This is a genomic window from Bacteroides gallinaceum (assembly GCF_030373775.1).
GTDB lineage: Bacteria > Bacteroidota > Bacteroidia > Bacteroidales > Bacteroidaceae > Phocaeicola > Phocaeicola excrementipullorum.
The window spans coordinates 1-18363 of record NZ_JAUDEN010000010.1; the positions used below are offsets into that span (position 1 = coordinate 1).

Sequence of the window (18363 nt, forward strand, 5' to 3'; positions counted from 1 at the left end):
TGAATTGTATTTATATAGTGTTAGAGTTACAATCAATCACAAGCGGCGGCAAGTTATTAAAAATATTTTATATAGACAAAAACTCAAGCCGGCTCATAATAGCCCATGCAACAAAATATTATGAATGTCCGCCACATACCGGCACTGTCGGATAAAGCAAAGAAGCAATCTTGCCCCGAAAAGAAGAAGCTTTGAAGCCTTTAAAAATTCTGTTTTCAGGCTAGAGATATAAATCTCCAGCCTAAGGACATATATTTTCAGGCTAGAGATACTGATCTCCAGGCTGAAAATAAACCTTTTCCAGAGGGTCCTGCTTCTTTTATGCAGTTCTTTCAGACTTTTCAGAATGGAAATGATAATGCCCGGTCGGACAATCCGATTCGGTTTGTCTTGAACTATGCAGTTGTCTTTCTTCAGCATCTGCTTTTTTTTACCGGCACGACATTGTACGGAAATTATTTCAAACTCATAAAACATGATGATTTTCAGAGAAAGACATTAGAAAAAGCACATGGTTTCCTCCATCTTTTGGATTATTTTGTCCTTTTTCTGTACAATTTTCTTCTTGATGAGATTATTTTTACTTACTTTTGTCCAACGGAAACAAACTTAATATCTAATTTTAAAAATTTAATGTCTATGAATTACATTCTTTCTTATCGAAAGGCTGTGATGAGCTTTGCGCTTTCTTGTTTATGCGTGCTATGCGCTTTTTCACAGCAATTGACGGTGAATGGTATTGTCAAAGATTCAAACGGAGAGGCTGTAATCGGGGCCTCAGTAGTGGTTGAAGGGACAACCAACGGTTCGATTACGGACTTGGACGGAGCATTCACCCTTCAAAATGTTCCCTCAAACGCTAATTTGTCCGTGTCTTATATAGGTTATAAGACACAAGTCATTCCGGTAAACGGAAAAACAACATTCAATGTTGTGTTGCAAAGCGATTCTGAATTGCTTGACGAAGTAGTTGTCGTTGGTTACGGTGTTCAGCGCAAAAGCGACTTGACGGGTTCTGTAGCATCCGTAAAGGCGACAGACGCTTTGAAGACCATGCCGACAGGAAACGTATCTGATGCGTTGCAAGGACGTATGGCAGGTGTATCTGTGTTGAGCGGTTCGGGTGATCCGAGTCAGGACAATACCATCCGTGTGCGCGGTATCAATTCAATTACGGCAGAAACGGGCCCGCTGGTAGTTGTAGACGGTTTTATCGGGGGCTCACTCCAAAACCTGAACCCTTCGGATATCGCTTCTATCGAAGTGCTGAAGGACGCTTCTGCAACGGCGGTATATGGATCTCGCGGTGCCAACGGTGTGATTCTTGTGACGACAAAGAATCCGGGAGAAGGAAAGATGATGGTCAACTTCAACGCCTTTGCCAACATCAAGACCGTAGCCAAGTATCCCGACACGATGTCGCCGTATGATTATGCAGTGATGGTCAACGAGTATGGCAATGACATCGGCCATGGCGATTATTTTGATGCCACCCAATTGGCAGATTTGCAGGCAGGACGTGCCGGTTACGACTACAGCCGTGAAATATTCCGTACAGCCGTAACGCAGAACTATGACTTGTCTATAAGCGGCGGTAACGAAAAGACCAAATTCTTGGCTTCATTCCGCTATCAGAACGACCAAGGAGTTCTGCAGAAATCCATGAGCGAAACCTATAACTGGCGTTTGAAGGTAGATACCAAGATCAAGAAATGGCTGGAAGTCGGCTTGAACTTCTATGGCAACTACCGCAAGAGTTCTTCTCCGCGTGTCAACGCTTACCGCGGTATTTTGCAGACAGCCATGTATTTTGACAATACATTGTCACCTAAAAACGAGAACGGCGAATACAACAACGATGACTGGAGCGGTACTCACATGTATAATCCGATGGGGCATATCTGGGAATTGGACAGCGAAACTCAGACCATCAACAACCGCCTGCAAGGTTATGTACAGTTCAATATCATCGATGGTCTGACTTTCCGTTCGCAAATGGGTGTTCTGTTTGACAACCGCTTGTCAACAACGCTGGAGAATGAAAACAGCTACCAGATGTTTGCACAGTCTAACAGCCGTGCTTACGCCCGCAGTTATTTTAACCTCAGTTGGCTGAACACCAATACATTGAGCTATGTAAAAGAGTTTAATGAGAATCATCGTATCAATGCTACGGCTGTGTTTGAACAGTCTTATGACAACAACTATAATCATTTGGGACGTGCTTACTTCCCAGATTATGTAGATCTGACTCACGGTTACAACAATCTGGCAATGAGCCAAAACGCGACATTGAATGAATTGTCGAGCGACCGGAGCATCAATACATTAATGTCTGGCATGTTCCGTGTGAACTATGTGTTCAAGAATCGTTATATGATAACGGCTTCTATCCGTGCCGACGGTTCTTCTCGTCTGAAAGACAAATGGGCTTATTTCCCTTCAGCAGCCCTTGCATGGGATATGAAGCAGGAAAACTTCCTGAAAGATGTCAACTTCATCGACCAGTTGAAACTTCGTCTTGGCTATGGTTCTGTAGGCAATCAGTCGGTAGAGCCTTATCGCATCTACTCAATGATGAGTGCCACACTTGGTGATGGTGGCAAAACCGTTTATGCGGTAGACCGCCCGAGTGCTCCTTATCTGAAATGGGAACGCAATGACCAGTTTAACGTGGGTATAGATTTCAGTGTCTTGAACGGACGTCTTCGCTTGACAGCCGACTGGTATAATAAAATGTCTAAAGACATTTTGCTGGAGCTTGCTCAGCCCACTCACATGGGTTATGGAGAACTGTTGCAGAATGCGGGTGAGATAAAAAATACCGGTGTGGAATTTACCATCAGTGCTGATCCGTTCGTAAGCAATGATCCTACAGGATTCAGTTGGCATACTGATCTGACTTTGACACACAACAAGGGTACTTTTAATAAAATACCAACCTATAATCATCGCCAGCAGCAAGCCGGAAACTATCAGAATGAACTGTTCCAGATGGTGGAAGGCGAAAAACTGGCCAGCTTCTGGGGATATACTTACGAAGGTTTGTGGCAGGAAAGTGATGTAAATGCCTTGTTCGTAGATGCTCAAGGCAATACAGACGGACGCACAAACGGCGATGTCTATGGTGTAGTAGCAGGTAACTCAAAGTATACCGATGTAAATAAGGATGGCGTGCTGAATGAAGAAGACCAGGGCATTATCGGTTGCGGCCAGCCTACTTTCAACTGGGGATGGAACAACACATTCAGCTACAAGAACTTTGACTTGTCATTCTTCTTGGTTGGATTCCACGGCTTCGACATTTACAATGCAACAAAGCAAATCGGTTTCAACCTTATCGGCAGTCAGCAAGTTGCTACCATTACTCCGATGAAAGATTGGCTGAATCACTGGACACCGGAGAATACCAATACAGATGTGCCTCGTTGGGATGGCAAGGGTACAGAAAACAAGGGTATGTACAGCACTCGTTTTGTAGAAAACGGAAGCTTTGTCAAGATGAAAAGCATTACGCTGGGATATACAATACCTCAGCAGGTCTGCCAGAAATGGGGCATTACCAATCTGCGCATCTATGCTTCTGTTCAGAATCCGTTCCATATCACAGGATATTCTGGCCTTGATCCGGAAGCAACGTTGGGTGATCCGTTAATTCAAGGTGTAGACTGGGGTAATTATCCGAATAGCCGTAATTACTTGATTGGTCTGAACTTTGCGTTTTAATTTGTTAAATCTAATAAACACAGTATAGCGATATGAAAAAACTAACATATTTTACAGCCCTCGCGGGAAGTCTGCTCTTTGCCACTTCCTGTGTAGATCTAGACCAAGAACCGCAATCATTTATTACGGAAGAAGACTATATAGCCAAAATGGATCAGGCTGCCCTTGAAAATGCAGTTTCAGCGTTGTATAATGATTTGTGGTATGGCAATTATGGTTTCAACTGCCGTATCCAGCGGATTCAGGTCTGTGCAGATGAAATTACTTACCGTGCGGCTAAAGCAGGTAACGCCTTGGCTTATTATGAAGAGCTTCGTCCCAATATCACAGCCTTAAACGATGATTATGCACAGACTTGGGAAGGTTTTTACAGCACGATCAACAATGCGAACAAATTGATCAACAAAACGGTTATGCCGGAAGAAGCAGCCGCAGCAGACGAATATAAGAGGGTGTTGGGCGAAGCTTATTTCTTACGTGCCCTGAGTTACTTCTATTTAGTGCGTATGTATGGTGATGTACCTCTCATCATGCAGGAAACGGATGCATCCAACAATATGCCGCGTACCTCTGTAGAAGAAATTTATAGCACAGCTATTATCCCCAGTCTTCAGAGAGCTATTGAATGGCTGCCGGAGGAACCTCGAAACAGCGGTTCGACCCCGACCAAATGGGCTGCTGAAACTTGTTTGGCCGACGTGTATATTACCATGGCAGGTTGGCCGTTGAACAAGGGTCAGGAGTATTATGAGTTGGCGGCTTCTGCTGCCAAAGATGTATTGGACAACAATCAATATCATCAGCAAGAGGTTAATTACGAAGATTTGTGGAAAGAATCCAACAAGACCAGCACGGAGTTTATGTTTTGTCTGTTCCATAGTCAGGCCAATAAGGTAATGCCCAGCAATTATGGCAAGTCTTATTATCCGGCGGATTATTACAACAATGAAACAAAGACAGTGAGAAACGGTTGGGCAGACTATTATGCCCGCAAGGAAGCTTTCTTGAACTATCCGGATGACAAGCGCAAGGACTGGAACTTTATGACCGAATGGTATTCTACCAGCAATCAGGTTGGCACTGATGAAAATAACAAGCCGATCTATGGTATTGTACAGTGGCAGAATAGCCCCGACGGTCTGCCTTGCATCAGCAAGTACTATGATTATGATCAAGGGCAAGCTGGACAAAACGCGCAGGCTAATGGTGTGACCAGCATTTATCGTTTGGCCGATACCAAGTTGATTTATGCAGAGGCTTCCACTCGCGCTTCCGGTACTGTAAACGGGCAAGCCATACAGGCTGTACGCGAATTGCAAGAACGTGCGGGTTATAGTGAAAGAGGGATTGCTGAAGTACCAGACAATGTCAGTGCTGAAGAATTCCTTAATATCGTATCAAACGAACGTAGCTATGAGTTCTATGCTGAGATGCGCCGCTGGTTTGAACTGGTACGCTTGGAGATGGTAGATGACAAACGTCCTGAATCATGGGACGGATCATTGTTCAAGGCTAACAATCACTATTATTTCCCGATTCCGTACAATCAGATTATGTTGACCGGTTGGACAAACAATCCGGGTTATTAAAACGTCAGCCAGACTATTAGTCTGTAATACGAGAGAGGATGCTTTGCCGTGTGCATCCTCTCTCTTTTTTATGCTATTCTGAAGGCATTCAGGTGCAGAATGATATCCGGAACTTCTGCATCAGAAAAGCGGACAAAAAATAAAGCCACAAAGTCGCAGAACATGCATTAAACCAGACGGCAAGTTCTGAGCCTTTGTGGCTTTGTTTTCAGAAGAGGTTATAATCAGAAAAGTCTATTCCTTCCTCAGCTCCGGCAATTTCACTTCTGCGATTTCTGCCTTTCCGCTGGTAATCAGGATACGGATGTCGCTTCCGCTGGTAAGATTGAAGCGGATGTCATCGTCGGCATTCGGCTTGACGGCTCCTTTCTGTACCGGAAGGAACTGGCCGCCTCCGCTTGAAATCTGTATCTCATAGGTCGAACCGGCCTCCGCATTCTTCCATGTAACAAGCATGTGGTCGATCTTCGTGTTGTCTGCAAGTTCAAACGAAATGTATTCGCCCTTATCGCCGGTCCATGTGGTCGAATAGTCGCCGTCTACCACGTGGATGATATGGCTTGCGTTTTTGCTGGCACTGATGAAGTCGGTCGGATCAGACTGGATCGTTTCGCCTGTTGCCCCTCTGCCGTATGCCCTTATTTCAAGACCTTTCTTCAGGCGGATATCCTCGGATGAAGCTCCGATCATCAGTTGGAACATTCCCGGTTCAACCACCCAGTGCTTGTCGATGTCCAGAAGCTGGAAGTCACGCGGAAGAAGTTCGAACTTCACTTCTTTCGTTTCACCCGGTTCCAGATGCACGCGTTCGAACCCTCTCAGACTTTTCTCGTAAGTGGTTACCGAACTGACAACATCGCGCATGTAAAGTTGCACCACTTCATCTCCTGCACGGCTGCCGGTGTTTTTGACCTTGCATGTCACCGTTACCGGCTGATGGTCGGTGATGACAGAAGAAGAAAGCTGCATGTCGGAATATTCGAATGTGGTGTAGCTCAATCCATAGCCGAACGGATAAAGCGGTCCGTTGATCCGCGCCTGGTTTCCTCCCATGCCCGGAGTCTGCCCTCCGTCAACCTGCGATGCCGGTTTGGCAGGGAAATTGAACGGAATCTGCCCTACGGTTTTCGGGAATGTAACCGTCAGCTTTCCTCCCGGGTTATAGTCGCCGAACAATGCTTCTGCAATTGCCCTGCCTCCTTGCGATCCGGGATACCACGCTTCCAGAATGGCCGGAACAAACTTGTCGGCCCAGTTGATGCTTAAAGGGCGGCCGTTTATCAGTACAAGCACAACGGGCTTTCCCGTTTCCATTACCGCTTCGAGCAGCTCCTGCTGATGGCCAGGGAGTTCGAGGCTGGTGCGCGATTTGTTTTCTCCGCAGGTCCGTATGCCTCCGCCCAACACCATTACCGCCACATCACTTTGCTTCACCTTTTCCACGGCTTCGGCTATGCCTTTCTTTTCATCGCCGGTAAGCGGATAGTCGATGATTTCCGATTCCGGCCAATGCGGATCCACCAGGTCGCATCCTTTTGCATACACCACCTCCGTGCCTTCGTTCACTTGATTTCTGATGCCCTCCAGTACGGTTGTGACTTCCACGGCAACCGGTCCGTAATGTGTAAGAGCGAATGATTTTTCATCGGCATTGGGCCCGCATACGGCAATGCGTCTGATTTTTGACTTGTCGAGCGGAAGCAGGTTGTCCTGATTCTTCAGCAGCACGAGTCCTTCGCGTGAGGCTTGCAGAGCCACGGCCTGGTGTTCGGCGCTGTTCACCTCCTTGTCGGCCAATTCCAGATCAGTCTGGTAGGGAGAGTCGAACAGGCCCAGCATAAATTTGACCCGAAGCACATCACGCACGCGGTTGTCAATGGTTTCCATGCTGATTCCGCCTTCCTTGACCAGTTCACGGAGCGGGAGCACAAACGAATCGGGCGAGCGGAATGTGCACCTCACGTTCAGTCCCGCTTCAACGCTTTGGCGGACCGCTTCTTTCATGTCCTTGGCTGTTTTGTGTTTGCTGTAGAGATATTCTACGGCATCACTGTCTGATACTACATAGCCACGGAAACCCATTTCACCGCGCAGACGCTTGGTGAGCCAGTAATAGCTTCCTTGAATCGGGAAGCCGTCATAGTCGTTGTATGAGCTCATGACGCCTAAAATCCCTGCCTCACGGATCACTCTGGAGAAAGGATATACATGGATGTTTTCCACTTCACGCCAGGACATCTGCGGATCGACGCGGGCAAAGCCTTCGCGCGCCCCTTTGTTGTTGCTGTACGCGATGAAGTGTTTTGCGGTTGACGCCACCTGCATGTCGGTCTGCAGGCCTTTAGCCATTTCAATGCCCAGTTCGGCCACCAGGTAAGGACTTTCGCCGTATACCTCTTCGTAGCGTCCCCAACGCTGGTCACGGCCTACGTCCAGAATCGGAGCATACACATTGGTGTAGCCCAACAGCCTGGCCTCCCGTCCGGTGATATATCCGACCTTGTGTATCAGGTCGCGGTTCCATGAATGCCCCAGCGCAAGCTGTGTGGGGAAATTGGTGGCGATGTAATTCTCCACCCCTCTGATGCCTTCGTTCGTGAAGTCTACCGGGATTCCGAGCCGTGTTTCTTCTATAAAGAAGCGTTGCACCTCATTCAGCGCCCACGCATGGTTTGATGCCGGCCATACCAGATCGTTCTTGAGAGGCGGCACTCCCCATCCGCGGAAAGCGTTCAGATGTTCGTCGATTGCGCCGATTCCGTCCTTCCACAGCTGGTTTTTCCATTCCGATGTAGGAAGCGAGTCCTTCAGCACCCGCTGGTAGCCGTAGAGCGTTACCATCTGGCAGGTCTTTTCTTCCATTGTCATTTGAGAGAGAAGGTCCTCGATGCGTGCATTGATGTCAGCGTTCGGGTCTTCGTAAACATCTTTCTGTCCGTTCTTGTTGAAATCGATCCATTCCTTGTGATACATGCTCTTGTTTTTGGGCACATATGTTTTGGGAATGTTCAGGGCATTTGCCTCGGTGCCGAGTGCGGTGCAGGCAAGGATGCAGTAAAGGAATTGTTTTCTCATTCGATCTTAAAGCTTTGGTTAATATGTGCATAAAGATAGGCTTATTTTTTTGAAGAACGAGAACAAAATCGTTCATAAAATGGATTCTCCTGTCAAAATCTTCAGAATTGTTTGGACGAATCTTCAGACCGCAATGAGGTTTGTACAAACCACAGTGTGGTTTTTGTAAACCGCAATGTCGTTTATACGAACCACAATGCGGTTTACAGTTTCTGGCGGGAGAAACGATTTTTTTGTCCTTCCTGCCGAAATAACGGAAGAAGGTCTTTTCTTTTTCTGAATGCGGATGCCGTCGGAACATGTATGCGGGCGGTTTGTATGGCTGAGGGAGAAGCCGGCAATGACAGGCGGAACATACAGGCATAAAAAAAGGAGTACCGCTGTACTCCAACCTTTGTTAACCTTAAAATCTAATACTATGAAAAACACATTGCAAAGATACGGACTTTTGGGTTATCTGCAAACATTTGGGTTTAAAAAGCATGTTTTATAACATGTATTAAGATTCTCTTCCGCAGAGTTAAGGGATTTTCAGTAAAATGACAATGTCATGCACAAGTCATCTCTTCTTCATCGTTTTGTCATACGGAATGGCGATTTTTGAAACCGGCAAAAAAACGTCCGGAATGAAGTGCAATTCAAATGACAAACGGAAAGCTTGGGGAGTTGCTTTGCTGATGCTGCTCCTTTCATGCGGCTATCTTTTCTTTTTGGGATACCGTCTTTGCGCATATGGAGAATGGTAGGGAAACGCCATCCCTGATGTAAAGGTCGGGCGCAGAGCCGCAAAGGCGCAGGGGTTTTCTCTGCGCCCTTTGTGGCTCTGCGCCCGAAATATTATTCAGACAGGTGCTGCCTCAGATCATTTCTTGGACTTGACGAATTTGTATACGGCAAATGTCATCGGACCAATTTGGGTGTCCAATGTATTGCCTTCGATTCCGATTGAAGTTTCTTTCGGAACGATTCTGTCCGGTTCGTCCAGCGTATTTTCGGCATCCGGATTGTCACAGTGCAGGGTAATGCATTTTCCGTCAGTCAGTTGGAACGACTTTTTCATTCCGGCGAACTCCACGTTGAGCTGCTGGGCCTTGTCGGAGGTGTTCACTACCTTTACAATGTAGCTTTGCGTCGGTTCGTCCCATACGGCGCTGGCAAAAAGCCCGTTCTGGCCTTCCTGTCCGCTGACCGGTTTTTTATCCATCGTAAGAGGAACCACATTGCTTCCGGCATTATGCCCGTAGATTGACTGGACATACCAGCTGCATGTGCGTACAGAGCGCAAGTTGTCGAACCAGATGAGGTCCGGACGCCATTGCCATCCTTCCACATGAGCCAGCAGCGGGGCATAGGTTGCCATATGAACCACATCGGCGTTGCGTTCCACACCGGTCAGGAAAGCGGCTTCCAGCAGCGAAGCGTGGAAATGGTTCCATTTCTTTCCTCTGCCGTGGCATGCATATTCGCCGGCAAAGACTTTCGGACCTTTGCGGTCGTAGTTGTCATAACGGCTGCCTGATTTCAGGAACCAGTCTTCCGGACGGTAGAAATGTTCGTCCACCAGGTCTACTTTCAGCTTTTTCATTTCGGGCCAAAGATAGTCGAAATCCTTGCCTTCAGAGTTCGGGCCGGACGAGCCGATAATCTTTATGTCGGGGTATGCCTTGCGGATGGCTTCTACAAACGGTTTCAGCCGTTCCGGGTATTCCGGTCCCCATTGCTCGTTTCCTACGCCGATGAATTTCAGGTTGAACGGATCCGGATGCCCCATGTCGGCGCGGAGTTTTCCCCATTTGGTATTGGTGTCACCGTTTGCAAATTCAATCAGGTCGAGGGCGTCCTGGATATAGCTTCCCAAGTCCTCAACCTTGACATGCGCTTCGGGCGAATTGTTCTGATACTGGCATGCAAGTCCGCAGTTTACAACCGGAAGCGGTTCTGCGCCCAGATCTTCGGCCAACAGGAAAAGTTCGAAGAATCCCATTCCATACGACTGGAAATAGTCGGGATAGAAGCGGTGGGGGAATGTGTATTCCCAACGGTTGGAATTCAACGGACGGTTTTCCACAGGGCCTACCGAGTTTTTCCATTGGTAGCGGTCGTCGATATCGGTTCCTTCAACGATGCATCCTCCGGGAAAGCGGAAAACGCCCGGCTTTGTATCTGCAAGTGCCTGTACCAGATCCTTGCGCAAACCGTTTTCACGGTTTTTCCACGTGTTGACGGGGAACAATGAAACATGTTCCAGATCGACAGTACCCGGTGAATCCAGGAAAATACGCAGATGAGCTTTTGCAAATGTAACATTCGGAGTAAGCACGACCTGATATTTTTTCCATTCCTTCGAATTGATGTTCAGATCTTTTGCCGTGATTACCTGCGTTTCCCCCATCGAAGCGTTGTCTATCAGTTCCACTCTGATTTTCTGGTTTTCTCCGCGCGCCCACACCGTGAACCGATAAGGCTCGCCGGATTTGATTCCGATGCCGAAGAAACCTTCGTTTTCAATGCCGGTGCGTTTGTGCGGATGTCCCGGAGCCGCGAGCCGCACATAATGCGGATTGCGTTCAAACGGTCCGTCGTCTTGCAGGGTGACATTGCCGAATGTGTCCCACCCCATCAGATTCTGCGGAAATTCAAACGAACGGTTCTTTACAAGTTCGGCATACAAGCCCCCGTCTGCCCCGAAGTTGATGTCTTCGAAAAAGTGTCCGTACATGGTGGGTTGAATCTCCGCACCGATCTTGTTCGTTTGAACAGTCAGCCGGTTGGCGTTCTGAGCGTTCAGGTTCAGCCCGGCAGCGATGGCCAGTGCTGAGAGAAAGGTTAGGTGTTTGTTCATGGTAATGTTGTTAAATGAGTTATCATCGGCAAATATACTCATTTATAGTGTTTCTCCTACACTTTTTATGCAAAAATGTAGGAGAATTATTAATTTGCTGAAAATCTATTGGTTGGATAGATTCCGGCTGCGTATCGGGTGAGGTTGGAAAAGTCTTTTAAAAGCCTGGGCGTTTCTTCGTTCAAGTCATAGATCAAAAGGTTAGATTCTGGGATAATGCTTTCGGAATTTTGCATGTGCGTTGAAATGTAGAGCCATCCTTTCGTCGCATCCACGGTCATGCAGTCGAATCCGTTGGCGTTGGCCGCATCATTCCGGACATTCAGCACTTCTTCGGTCCTTCCCGTCTTTGATGAGATGCGTGCAAGCGACGCATCATCTTGCGGGAAATAGATATCTCCGTTATAAGCGAATATGCCTGAGGAGGTTGCAGTGAAAACGTCCGGCGAGATGGTTTCATTGATTCTCTTTTCGTCTTTGACCGCCCAGTCCTTGATGTCTATATAATAAAGGTAGCTGCTTTTGCTCTCCCTTGCATAAGTGCCCGCCACTAACGTGCTGTCATTTAATTTGCATAAGCCGCTGATGAGGTTTCCTTTCCCAAGCTTCAGCGTGCGGTTGACTTTATCGCTTCCTTTGACAAACTCCACCAGCATGGTTTCCGACCAGAAGCCTCCGGCTCCTGCATAGATGAATCCGTTGATGGCTGTCATGCCGCTGGGAGAAATGATGGATTCGATGGTTACTCCCTGATTTCCGAATGCATAGCTTCCTTCTATCAGAGCCAGCTTTCCGGTGGTGCTGTCAAAACGATATACGGCCTGTGCGTCTGCAATGAAGATGTTCTTTTCGTCCAGTACGATGATATTCGACAGGCTGGATTCCATTTCAAGATATTCGTTTTCCTGTTTGCATCCTTCCGGGCGGGCGAACACCATTTCTTCGCGCTGATAAGCCTTCTCTTTCTGAAGAGTTTCCGCATTGGCGATAATCAGCAGACCGTCGCCTTCGGACACTCCTTCCGGTTTCAGGTAGTCGTTGCAGATAATATAGAGCTTGTTCCCGTATAAATCAAGAGCTATGGCCTGATTGCCTAATTCTGTTCCGTTGGTGCTTTTGTATATATCGGACTGGATGTTTCCGTCCGGACTGATATAGGCAAGAGAACCGTTTTCAAGCATACGTGCGCCTTCGTTTAGAATCAGCACGCTCTCCGGAGAGGCATATCCGCCTAAAGTGACAGATGCCGGTACAGTATCTGTCGGCTCTGTATCTGGTTGTGATTCATTTGGCTGTTCGCTAGTGCAGGCAGCAAGCCACAAGCTGGTGGCGAAAAAATAGGTGAATGTCTTGTTCATAAAAGTATGTTTTTGTAAAAGCCTGCTTGTCCGGTTCTGAAGAACCGCTCCGTGGGGAAAGACAAACAGGCTCTGAGGTTTGTATATCAATAGTTAAAGAAGAATCCTGCGGGGAAACGGGTGTAATTTTCAAACTTGAACAACGGCGCGTTTACATTGTCGGAGAAGTTGAATACCCAGATCTGATTGGTTGTGTAGAACGGGCCGACTCCCTTCAACGTGTTTGCATAGACATAGCCTGTGGTAGGATTTACGCCCAGCCCGTTATACAGGATAGCCGCATTGTCGTCAAGATAAGAAAGATCGACCAGCATTTCGTCCTGCGGATCTTTGCTGCCTGTCTTTACGTCCGGATTGAACACCAGGCGATAGATTGCTGTTCCGCTGGCATAATAGATTGTGTTGCCTTGCGCCGTAAAGGAGCGGCCGGAGGAGCCTTCAGAAGGCAGTTCGCTGATATAGTTCCGTTTCAATTTTCCGTCGTTTCCTGCAGACGGATCATAAAGGTTCATTGAAATTTCTCCTCCGAATTTCGAACTCATAATCCAAAGGCAGTCGTTATCGGCGGGAGCTATTCCTGTTATTCCGTAAAGCGAATAGAATGGAACGGAAATGTCTGTTGCCCTGTCATTTCCCGGAGTTATTTCAAGGAGTCCTGTCATGTTGAACGATCCGTTATAATACGTGTACACTTTTCCTCCAACCACGGCAAACGGTGCTTTGGGGGCACTCTCGGTTCCTTCAATGAATGTCAGTGACAGGTCTTCCATATTCAGCCGCCATACTCCCCGGTTGTCTCGGATATAGATATGCTGTTCATCGATGACGGCGATATGCGTGGGCCAGTCCAGCTGGCTGAACTCTTCTTTCAGGAAATTCCGGCTCTTTTTCAGCGAGCGTGCGTCTGCAACTATCAGCATGCCGTCATTTTCAAATTCTGCACCGGTCGCATTACCGTTTCCGTTTTGCGAGATGATGTAGAGTTTTCCATCGTACCGGTACATATCTTGCGGAACATTTCCCAGCTCGGTTCCATTCACCCGTTTGTATGCATTGTTAATCATATATCCTTCGGGGGTGATATAAAGAAGTGATCCGTTCTCAGAAGTCATGTTTCCTTCATTCAAGACCAAGGCTCCTGTCGGATCGTCAAATGTTGCATGATAGAAGTCAATCTGTGCCGTGGCTGTCTGTCCGCCTTCACCTTTGGCCGTCAGTTGCAGGGAGAACGTTTGGTCTGCACCGGATGAAGCGGATGGCGCCGTAACCGCTACATACCCCGAGTCTTTGCTTACGCTGACAGTCCATCCGGCGGGAACTCCGTTCGTGGAGATTTCATTTGCATGCTCAGCCAGAAACTGAGCCTTATACGTTTCATCCGAAATCAGGATTACAGGTTTTTCGCTTTCTATACTGTCTGTCAGCCTGAATGTCAGATTTTCGGGTTCTCCGCCCGCATAATCTTCTTTACACGATGCTGCGCCGACAAACGAAAGCAGCAAGAGCATTTTGCATAATTGTCTCATTTTTTCTTTTTGTTTAGATTTATAAATAGTGCTAATTGTTTTTGTGTATGGACAAAGCATTCCCTCCGGCAGACTGTATGTGGGTCTGCCGGGAGTTGGATTCAGCTGTCAGGAGTGAAGCGGATAGCTGTTTTTATCGGGTGGGAATCTCTGTTCCCAGCACATGGAGGTCTTCTACTCCGCTTACCTCAGTCGAACATTCTCCTATCCATCCGTTCTCCTGATTGACACCCGTGTAGATTCTGACGAGGTCGATACCCTGAAGTGAAACCGCATTTCCTTCAGCGTCTACTGCCCAGTCAATGTCTATGGCCGATTCGTCACTGGCATTCGTTGCATTGTCCGCGTATCCGTAGGCAAATGGATAAAGAACGAAATAAGTCCCGTTCCCGCTTTGATCTACGGCGTTTTGCGGCAGACGTGATCCTTTGAAGCGGATTTCTTTTTCTGCAATCCACTGCGGATAGTACGCTTGTCTGTTGTATGTGTTTTTTGTGATGTATCCTTGGTTGCCTTTGTTGTCTGTCCACGGAATGTATTTCTTTTGCTCTTCTTCGGTAGACGGTTCTTGGTCCGGAGCCTGGTAAACGATCTCATAGTCGTCATAGAAGGCCATGTCATTGCCGGCGTTCAAAGAGGTGCTGTACCATGTTTCCTGAGTCGGGTCGTGATGCGCGCTTCCGGCTATTTCATACCACTGTCCGTCGTCCGGCTGTCCGTCGTTATCTTCATCCACTGCCACTTGGATAATTCCAGGTTCATAGCTTCCTCCGCTGGCTGCTGTGGATGCACCCTGAAAGGCATTTCCAAGTATGCGGAAATCTCTTAATCCAGCCTTGTTTTCAATCTGGTGGTCGAAGCCAACAGTTATATATCCGCCATATCCTCCTAAAGAAACCATGCCGCGCTTGTTGTTTCCGATTGCTTCGAGTGCTTTGCGGTTCATGTCTTCCTGCGTGTCGCCTTCTTCATATTCCGGCATGGCATTGACAAACTGTCCCGGGGCAGGCATGTATTCGATCACCTTGGTGATATAGGCCGATGAAGTCGTTTCTTCCGGCGTATCGTTGTAGTAGAAATCCTCTGTGGTGAATGCGAAATGGGCGGGTATGTCGCCTGTACGTACGCTCCACTGTTTTTTCCCTTCGGGAGAAAAGCAGTACAGATACCCCGGCGTAACATAATCAGTCGCATCGCTCACATAAATTTCTTTTGTTTCCGGATTGACTGCAATGCCATAGGGCATCCGGATGTCTGCTTCCGTTCCATCGGTGATGAAATTTTCTGAAACCACTTTGCCTTGGGCTGTATTATAAATTAGATAGCTGACTTTATTGTCTGTATCCGTATAGCTCCACTCGGAAGAGATAATGTAAAGCAAGTCGTCATCGATCCACATCTGACTGGCAGACACTCCAAGGTTTCCTGTTACGGTTTCCGTTGCCGAGTCTATGACATAAATGTCAGAGCTGTTTCCGTAATAATCTCCCCGAGAGATGACATAGATATTGCCTCTTGAGTCCATTTCCATCCGGTGCAGATTGATGGCTACGTCAATGGTGTTGACAACCTGAAAACTTTCGAGGTCGATGACAGATACGGTACGGTCGTAGTTCGGATAGCGATATCCTCCCGAATTGGCTACGTACAGCCTTCCGTTGGAGATAACCATATCTTCCGGCTGATATCCCACCACCACTTCACGGGTTATCTGAAGTGTATTTGTGTCAAATTCCACAACTTTGCCCGGGCGTGCTTCGGGATCAATCTGTATCGGTCCTGCATACGAACTTACGTATGCCTTGTCACCGTTGAACGTGATGTACCGGCAGTTGGTTATGTCTACGCTTCCCAGATGTTTTGCCGTACTGACATCCATTACTTCTACAAAATGCGAACAGTTGACCACCGCATACATTTTTCCGTCGTGTATCTGGATGTCGTTGCCAACGTCACCCAATTCCTTGACGATGCTGGGGTTGCTTTCCGGATAAATGTTGCGCAAATAATAGCCGCCCCGTGCGCTGAAGAAGTCGATTGTACATTTGTTGCTTCCCATGTTTCCTTCGTTAAGCAGAAAGAATCCTTCAATAGTCTGCGGATCGGTGGGATACGTGATGTATTCTTTCTCAGAATCGAGCACCGGCAGCTCTTCACGGCAACCGAAAAGCGCAACCGGAAGAGATAAAAAAACGAATGGATATATTTTCATCTTCATGGACTGTTTTTTAGAATGTATATTGGACTATAAACTTGAAATTGATTCCGGGCATGGGATAGCAGGATACCACTTCATATTGCTGGTTCAGCAGATTGTTCACCTCCAATGTCAGTTTCAGTTCGTGCGAGCAGATTTGCTGGCGTTTTGCAACAGAAAAGTCACTGGTATACCACGATGGCTGGTAATTGACAGGCAGATTGGCTTGCGAAGAATACCTTTCTCCCGTATAGACGAAACTATAGTTCGCTTCCCACGACCTCCAGTTGAGATTAAGCGCAGCAGAGCCGCTGTGCCAGGGGATATATGGAATCTGCCCTCCATAAAACTCATCGGTCGGGTCGGTAAAGTCTTGTGCCTTCTGATAGGTATAGTTCAGCCTTCCGGAGAGAAAAACTTCACGCCCGAATTTCCAGTCTGTCTGCAGGGCGAAATCAATCCCCCTGATTTCCACTTCGCCCAAATTGACCATTGTCCAGCGGAAGAAATTTGAAGTGGGGGTGGCCACAATTTTGTTTTTTACCTCGTTGTAATAGACATCTGCCTGCAACTCGATGCGTTTTATCCATAAATCAGCAAACTCCTTTTCATAAGTGGCGCCTACGTTATACTGATTTGTATATTCCGGATCGAGATAAGCGTTTCCTACAAATGTATAGTAGAGGTCGTTCAATGTAGGCATCCGGAATATCCGCTTGTAGAACGCACGGAAGTTCAGACCGATTTTCTTGAACGGCCGGTAGCTGATGACTACAGAAGGAGTCCATTCCATTTTGTCGGAAGCCGTTTCTCCCTTTTCTTCTTCTTTCAGTTTGTCAGAAACGAAAGTGCCCAGAACACTTGCCTGCAACTTGAACTGGTCAAAGTCAAAAGCCGTGGCAGCGGCAAAAAGTCCGGTGTTGCGCCGCGGATAGACAAAATCCTTTAAATTTGCGTTGAGAAGATTGAATTGCCAGTCAACCGACAGATTGAAACTCCAGAACGATGTCAGATCAAAGCAGTTGGCTGTTGAAACATACACTTCCTGCTGGCGATAACGGTTGTTGATATACATCAGCGATTCGTCCTTATGCGGATCGGCAAGATAATGCAGGTAATCGTAGGCATATTTCGCGCTGGCCATAAAGCGATACTTGTCTGAGAAATGTTTCCGGAACATGCCTTGCGCAAAGAAGTTGGCATCGTTCTGGCGGTCTTCATGAGTAAACTTGTTGCGTACAATGGCACCGGGATAGCCTCGGTCGGAGAAATAGGTATAGAGTTTGGTTCGCCAGTATCCGTTTTTGACAGTTCCGTACAGTCCGTGCTCGATGCGCAAAGCGTTTACATCTCCGTTTTGCCGGACGGCTGTCGTGTCGTATCCGCCTTCTGTTGCGTAACGGAATTTATACTTTCCGGTTGTATACATGTATTCTGCACTGAAAGAACTGCTCAATTTGTCGTTTATCTGCTGCTCCCAAAGAACCGCAGGATTAACAACACCGAAAGAGCCGGTCTTGAAGGTTGCTTTGACATTGTATTTTTTATTGTCCTTGAATTTCGGTGTCCGTGTCTGAAGGTAGATGGTTCCAGCCGCCCCGAAATCTTTAGCTGATTGGAAAATGGCACTTTTTTGGCCGTTGTAGAGGGTGACACTTTCCATATTGTCAAGCGAGAAACGTCCCAGGTCGACTGTCCCGTTCTGTGCATTTCCCAGTTCGATGCCGTCGTAAAAAACTCCTACATGGTTTGTGCCCAAACTTCGGACATTAACCGTTTTCAATCCTCCGATACCTCCGTAATCTTTCAGTTGCACACCGGAGAAATAGCGCAACGCATCGGCAACATTGTGCGATCCGAGGCGCTGAAGCTGTTCTCCCGACAGTTTTTGTACGGGAATAATCTCTTTTTGTAGGGCGCGGGCTGTAACGAGCACTTCATCCAAGTGCTGCAAGCTGTCTGTCTGGTTTTGGGCATGCAAATCGGATGCATGTATCCCCGGGACAAACAGCGGCAACAGCCAGGCAAGCCGGCATTTCTGTCTGATCAT

At 47.4% G+C, this 18363-nt stretch carries 7 protein-coding genes and 1 pseudogene; 2 read left to right on the plus strand and 6 right to left on the minus strand.

Translation table 11 applies throughout. The features are described 5' to 3' along the window. The first annotated feature begins 639 nt into the window (after nucleotides 1-639). The gene (locus QUW60_RS06990; protein ID WP_434736797.1) at nucleotides 640-3726 is read left to right on the plus strand and encodes a SusC/RagA family TonB-linked outer membrane protein; all 3087 of its coding nucleotides are present in this window, start codon (nucleotides 640-642) and stop codon (nucleotides 3724-3726) included. 32 nt (nucleotides 3727-3758) lie between these two features. Then, a complete protein-coding gene (locus QUW60_RS06995) occupies nucleotides 3759-5315 on the plus strand; it encodes a RagB/SusD family nutrient uptake outer membrane protein (protein ID WP_289559441.1) in 1557 nt (518 codons plus the stop codon). 234 nt (nucleotides 5316-5549) lie between these two features. Here the strand turns inward: QUW60_RS06995 and QUW60_RS07000 are convergent, their stop codons facing one another. From QUW60_RS07000 to QUW60_RS07025, 6 genes and pseudogenes are all read right to left on the minus strand, one after another. After that, the gene (locus tag QUW60_RS07000) at nucleotides 5550-8390 is read right to left on the minus strand and encodes a beta-glucosidase (RefSeq protein ID WP_289559443.1); all 2841 of its coding nucleotides are present in this window, start codon (nucleotides 8388-8390) and stop codon (nucleotides 5550-5552) included. Between the two features lie 862 nt (nucleotides 8391-9252). Then, a complete protein-coding gene (locus QUW60_RS07005) occupies nucleotides 9253-11232 on the minus strand; it encodes an alpha-L-arabinofuranosidase family protein (protein ID WP_289559445.1) in 1980 nt (659 codons plus the stop codon). An 89-nt stretch (nucleotides 11233-11321) separates the two neighbouring features. Then, nucleotides 11322-12590, minus strand: a complete 1269-nt coding sequence (locus QUW60_RS07010) for a DUF5074 domain-containing protein (protein ID WP_289559447.1) — start codon at nucleotides 12588-12590, stop codon at nucleotides 11322-11324. Between the two features lie 86 nt (nucleotides 12591-12676). Further along, nucleotides 12677-14116 (minus strand): DUF5074 domain-containing protein, encoded by a 1440-nt coding sequence (locus QUW60_RS07015; protein ID WP_289559449.1) that lies wholly within the window; start codon nucleotides 14114-14116, stop codon nucleotides 12677-12679. A gap of 1087 nt (nucleotides 14117-15203) precedes the next feature. Further along, nucleotides 15204-16328, minus strand: a pseudogene (locus QUW60_RS07020) (YncE family protein); the annotation flags it as partial. Between the two features lie 16 nt (nucleotides 16329-16344). Continuing rightward, nucleotides 16345-18363, minus strand: coding sequence for a TonB-dependent receptor (locus tag QUW60_RS07025; protein ID WP_289559451.1), 2019 nt, complete (start codon nucleotides 18361-18363; stop codon nucleotides 16345-16347).